The 5,515-nt window shown below is 51.0% G+C and carries 2 tRNA genes and 3 rRNA genes; all 5 read left to right on the forward strand.

Annotated elements, in window-relative coordinates:
* The first annotated feature begins 267 nt into the window (after window positions 1-267).
* Window positions 268-1,803 (forward strand): 16S ribosomal RNA (locus DBR00_RS01615).
* 65 nt (window positions 1,804-1,868) lie between these two features.
* A tRNA-Ile gene (locus tag DBR00_RS01620) sits at window positions 1,869-1,945 on the forward strand.
* Window positions 1,946-1,976: 31 nt separating this feature from the next.
* Window positions 1,977-2,052: transfer RNA gene (locus DBR00_RS01625), tRNA-Ala, on the forward strand.
* 242 nt (window positions 2,053-2,294) lie between these two features.
* Window positions 2,295-5,185, forward strand: a 23S ribosomal RNA gene (locus DBR00_RS01630).
* 130 nt (window positions 5,186-5,315) lie between these two features.
* A 5S ribosomal RNA gene (gene rrf / locus DBR00_RS01635) occupies window positions 5,316-5,431 on the forward strand.
* The 16S, 23S and 5S rRNA genes sit together here with 2 tRNA genes alongside, the layout of an rRNA operon.
* Window positions 5,432-5,515: the final 84 nt, after the last annotated feature.

Genomic DNA, 5,515 nt, shown 5'->3' on the forward strand with positions numbered 1-5,515 from the left:
GATTGAAAAGAAATTTTCGAAATCGCTTGACGGAGAATGAGGCTGCTGTAGAATGCGCGCCTCGGTTGAGACGAAAGACTTAACCAACCGCTCTTTAACAACTGAATCAAGCAATTCGTGTGGGTGCTTGTGAGGTAAGACTGTTAGTCGCAAGATTATCAGCATCACAAAGCAACACTCGTTAATTCGAGAGTTACCTTTCATTAAATTGAAAGTTTTGCGATTGCTGAGCCAAGTTTAGGGTTTTCTCAAAACCCAAGCAGTATTGAACTGAAGAGTTTGATCATGGCTCAGATTGAACGCTGGCGGCAGGCCTAACACATGCAAGTCGAGCGGTAGAGAGAAGCTTGCTTCTCTTGAGAGCGGCGGACGGGTGAGTAATGCCTAGGAATCTGCCTAGTGGTGGGGGATAACGTTCGGAAACGGACGCTAATACCGCATACGTCCTACGGGAGAAAGCGGGGGATCTTCGGACCTCGCGCCATTAGATGAGCCTAGGTCGGATTAGCTAGTTGGTGAGGTAATGGCTCACCAAGGCGACGATCCGTAACTGGTCTGAGAGGATGATCAGTCACACTGGAACTGAGACACGGTCCAGACTCCTACGGGAGGCAGCAGTGGGGAATATTGGACAATGGGCGAAAGCCTGATCCAGCCATGCCGCGTGTGTGAAGAAGGTCTTCGGATTGTAAAGCACTTTAAGTTGGGAGGAAGGGCAGTAACCTAATACGTTATTGTTTTGACGTTACCGACAGAATAAGCACCGGCTAACTTCGTGCCAGCAGCCGCGGTAATACGAAGGGTGCAAGCGTTAATCGGAATTACTGGGCGTAAAGCGCGCGTAGGTGGTTCAGTAAGTTGGAAGTGAAATCCCCGGGCTCAACCTGGGAACTGCTTTCAAAACTGCTGAGCTAGAGTACGGTAGAGGGTGGTGGAATTTCCTGTGTAGCGGTGAAATGCGTAGATATAGGAAGGAACACCAGTGGCGAAGGCGACCACCTGGACTGATACTGACACTGAGGTGCGAAAGCGTGGGGAGCAAACAGGATTAGATACCCTGGTAGTCCACGCCGTAAACGATGTCAACTAGCCGTTGGAATCCTTGAGATTTTAGTGGCGCAGCTAACGCATTAAGTTGACCGCCTGGGGAGTACGGCCGCAAGGTTAAAACTCAAATGAATTGACGGGGGCCCGCACAAGCGGTGGAGCATGTGGTTTAATTCGAAGCAACGCGAAGAACCTTACCTGGCCTTGACATGCTGAGAACTTTCTAGAGATAGATTGGTGCCTTCGGGAACTCAGACACAGGTGCTGCATGGCTGTCGTCAGCTCGTGTCGTGAGATGTTGGGTTAAGTCCCGTAACGAGCGCAACCCTTGTCCTTAGTTACCAGCACCTCGGGTGGGAACTCTAAGGAGACTGCCGGTGACAAACCGGAGGAAGGTGGGGATGACGTCAAGTCATCATGGCCCTTACGGCCAGGGCTACACACGTGCTACAATGGTCGGTACAAAGGGTTGCCAAGCCGCGAGGTGGAGCTAATCCCATAAAACCGATCGTAGTCCGGATCGCAGTCTGCAACTCGACTGCGTGAAGTCGGAATCGCTAGTAATCGTGAATCAGAATGTCACGGTGAATACGTTCCCGGGCCTTGTACACACCGCCCGTCACACCATGGGAGTGGGTTGCACCAGAAGTAGCTAGTCTAACCGCAAGGGGGACGGTTACCACGGTGTGATTCATGACTGGGGTGAAGTCGTAACAAGGTAGCCGTAGGGGAACCTGCGGCTGGATCACCTCCTTAATCGAAGACTTCAGCTTCTTCATAAGTTCCCACACGAATTGCTTGATTCATTGAGAAAGACGATTGGGTCTGTAGCTCAGTTGGTTAGAGCGCACCCCTGATAAGGGTGAGGTCGGCAGTTCGAATCTGCCCAGACCCACCAATTGTTGTGGGGTTTGGCCTTGTAAGAATATGGGGCCATAGCTCAGCTGGGAGAGCGCCTGCCTTGCACGCAGGAGGTCAGCGGTTCGATCCCGCTTGGCTCCACCATACACAGTCTCGTTTAGAGTTCAGAAATGAACGTTCCTGCTAGGCAGATGAATGTTGATTTCTGGTCTTTGACCAGTAACAAATCGTTCTTTAAAAATTTGGGTATGTGATAGAAGTGACTGATTGATTACTTTCACTGGTAATTAATCTGGTCAAGGTAAAATTTGTAGTTCTCAATTGCAAATTTTCGGCGAATGTCGTCTTCACGTTAGAGACAATAACCAGATTGCTTGGGGTTATATGGTCAAGTGAAGAAGCGCATACGGTGGATGCCTTGGCAGTCAGAGGCGATGAAAGACGTTGTAGCCTGCGATAAGCTCCGGGGAGTCGGCAAACAGACTTTGATCCGGAGATCTCTGAATGGGGGAACCCAGCCAGCATAAGCTGGTTATTACACACTGAATACATAGGTGTGTAAGGCGAACCAGGGGAACTGAAACATCTAAGTACCCTGAGGAAAAGAAATCAACCGAGATTCCCTTAGTAGTGGCGAGCGAACGGGGACTAGCCCTTAAGTTGATTTGAGAATAGTGGAAGGCTCTGGAAAGTGCCGCCGTAGTGGGTGATAGCCCCGTACACGAAATTCTCTTATCAATGAAATCGAGTAGGACGGAGCACGAGAAACTTTGTCTGAATATGGGGGGACCATCCTCCAAGGCTAAATACTACTGACTGACCGATAGTGAACTAGTACCGTGAGGGAAAGGCGAAAAGAACCCCGGAGAGGGGAGTGAAATAGATCCTGAAACCGTATGCGTACAAGCAGTGGGAGCCCACTTTGTTGGGTGACTGCGTACCTTTTGTATAATGGGTCAGCGACTTATATTCAGTGGCGAGCTTAACCGAATAGGGGAGGCGTAGCGAAAGCGAGTCTTAATAGGGCGTTTAGTCGCTGGGTATAGACCCGAAACCGGGCGATCTATCCATGGGCAGGTTGAAGGTTAGGTAACACTGACTGGAGGACCGAACCGACTACCGTTGAAAAGTTAGCGGATGACCTGTGGATCGGAGTGAAAGGCTAATCAAGCTCGGAGATAGCTGGTTCTCCTCGAAAGCTATTTAGGTAGCGCCTCGTGTATCACTGCTGGGGGTAGAGCACTGTTTCGGCTAGGGGGTCATCCCGACTTACCAAACCGATGCAAACTCCGAATACCAGCAAGTGTCAGCACGGGAGACACACGGCGGGTGCTAACGTCCGTCGTGAAAAGGGAAACAACCCAGACCGTCAGCTAAGGTCCCAAAGTTATGGTTAAGTGGGAAACGATGTGGGAAGGCTTAGACAGCTAGGAGGTTGGCTTAGAAGCAGCCACCCTTTAAAGAAAGCGTAATAGCTCACTAGTCGAGTCGGCCTGCGCGGAAGATGTAACGGGGCTCAAACCATACACCGAAGCTACGGGTTCAACGTAAGTTGAGCGGTAGAGGAGCGTTCTGTAAGCCTGTGAAGGTGAGTTGAGAAGCTTGCTGGAGGTATCAGAAGTGCGAATGCTGACATGAGTAACGACAATGGGAGTGAAAAACTCCCACGCCGAAAGACCAAGGTTTCCTGCGCAACGTTAATCGACGCAGGGTGAGTCGGCCCCTAAGGCGAGGCAGAAATGCGTAGTCGATGGGAAACGGGTTAATATTCCCGTACTTCTAATTACTGCGATGGAGGGACGGAGAAGGCTAGGCCAGCACGGCGTTGGTTGTCCGTGTTTAAGGTGGTAGGCTGATTTCTTAGGTAAATCCGGGAAATCAAGGCCGAGAACTGATGACGAGTTATCTTTTAGATGACGAAGTGGTTGATGCCATGCTTCCAGGAAAAGCTTCTAAGCTTCAGGTAATTAGGAACCGTACCCCAAACCGACACAGGTGGTTAGGTAGAGAATACCAAGGCGCTTGAGAGAACTCGGGTGAAGGAACTAGGCAAAATGGCACCGTAACTTCGGGAGAAGGTGCGCCGGTGAGGGTGAAGTATTTACTACGTAAGCCCATGCCGGTCGAAGATACCAGGCCGCTGCGACTGTTTATTAAAAACACAGCACTCTGCAAACACGAAAGTGGACGTATAGGGTGTGACGCCTGCCCGGTGCCGGAAGGTTAATTGATGGGGTTAGCTAACGCGAAGCTCTTGATCGAAGCCCCGGTAAACGGCGGCCGTAACTATAACGGTCCTAAGGTAGCGAAATTCCTTGTCGGGTAAGTTCCGACCTGCACGAATGGCGTAACGATGGCGGCGCTGTCTCCACCCGAGACTCAGTGAAATTGAAATCGCTGTGAAGATGCAGTGTATCCGCGGCTAGACGGAAAGACCCCGTGAACCTTTACTATAGCTTTGCACTGGACTTTGAGTTTGCTTGTGTAGGATAGGTGGGAGGCTTTGAAGCGTGGACGCCAGTTCGCGTGGAGCCATCCTTGAAATACCACCCTGGCAACCTTGAGGTTCTAACTCTGGTCCGTTATCCGGATCGAGGACAGTGTATGGTGGGTAGTTTGACTGGGGCGGTCTCCTCCTAAAGAGTAACGGAGGAGTACGAAGGTGCGCTCAGACCGGTCGGAAATCGGTCGTAGAGTATAAAGGCAAAAGCGCGCTTGACTGCGAGACAGACACGTCGAGCAGGTACGAAAGTAGGTCTTAGTGATCCGGTGGTTCTGTATGGAAGGGCCATCGCTCAACGGATAAAAGGTACTCCGGGGATAACAGGCTGATACCGCCCAAGAGTTCATATCGACGGCGGTGTTTGGCACCTCGATGTCGGCTCATCACATCCTGGGGCTGAAGCCGGTCCCAAGGGTATGGCTGTTCGCCATTTAAAGTGGTACGCGAGCTGGGTTTAGAACGTCGTGAGACAGTTCGGTCCCTATCTGCCGTGGACGTTTGAGATTTGAGAGGGGCTGCTCCTAGTACGAGAGGACCGGAGTGGACGAACCTCTGGTGTTCCGGTTGTCACGCCAGTGGCATTGCCGGGTAGCTATGTTCGGAAAAGATAACCGCTGAAAGCATCTAAGCGGGAAACTTGCCTCAAGATGAGATCTCACTGGAACCTTGAGTTCCCTAAAGGGCCGTCGAAGACTACGACGTTGATAGGTTGGGTGTGTAAGCGCTGTGAGGCGTTGAGCTAACCAATACTAATTGCCCGTGAGGCTTGACCATATAACACCCAAACAATTTGATGTTTGTGTGTCTCTATGAAGACTGCAACAGCCGAAAATTTGCACAACTACAAAACCAATCACATACCCAATTCGGGATAGCGTCTCACGACGACATCCCAGCTGAATCGCTTGACGACCATAGAGCATTGGAACCACCTGATCCCATCCCGAACTCAGTAGTGAAACGATGCATCGCCGATGGTAGTGTGGGGTTTCCCCATGTGAGAGTAGGTCATCGTCAAGCACCTATACCAAAACCCCCGATCGTGAAAACGATCGGGGGTTTTACTTTTACCCGCAAAAACAAACCAGCCACTGTCGCGGCTTT

It is taken from the genome of Pseudomonas sp. HMWF032 (assembly GCF_003060885.1).
Lineage (GTDB): Bacteria > Pseudomonadota > Gammaproteobacteria > Pseudomonadales > Pseudomonadaceae > Aquipseudomonas.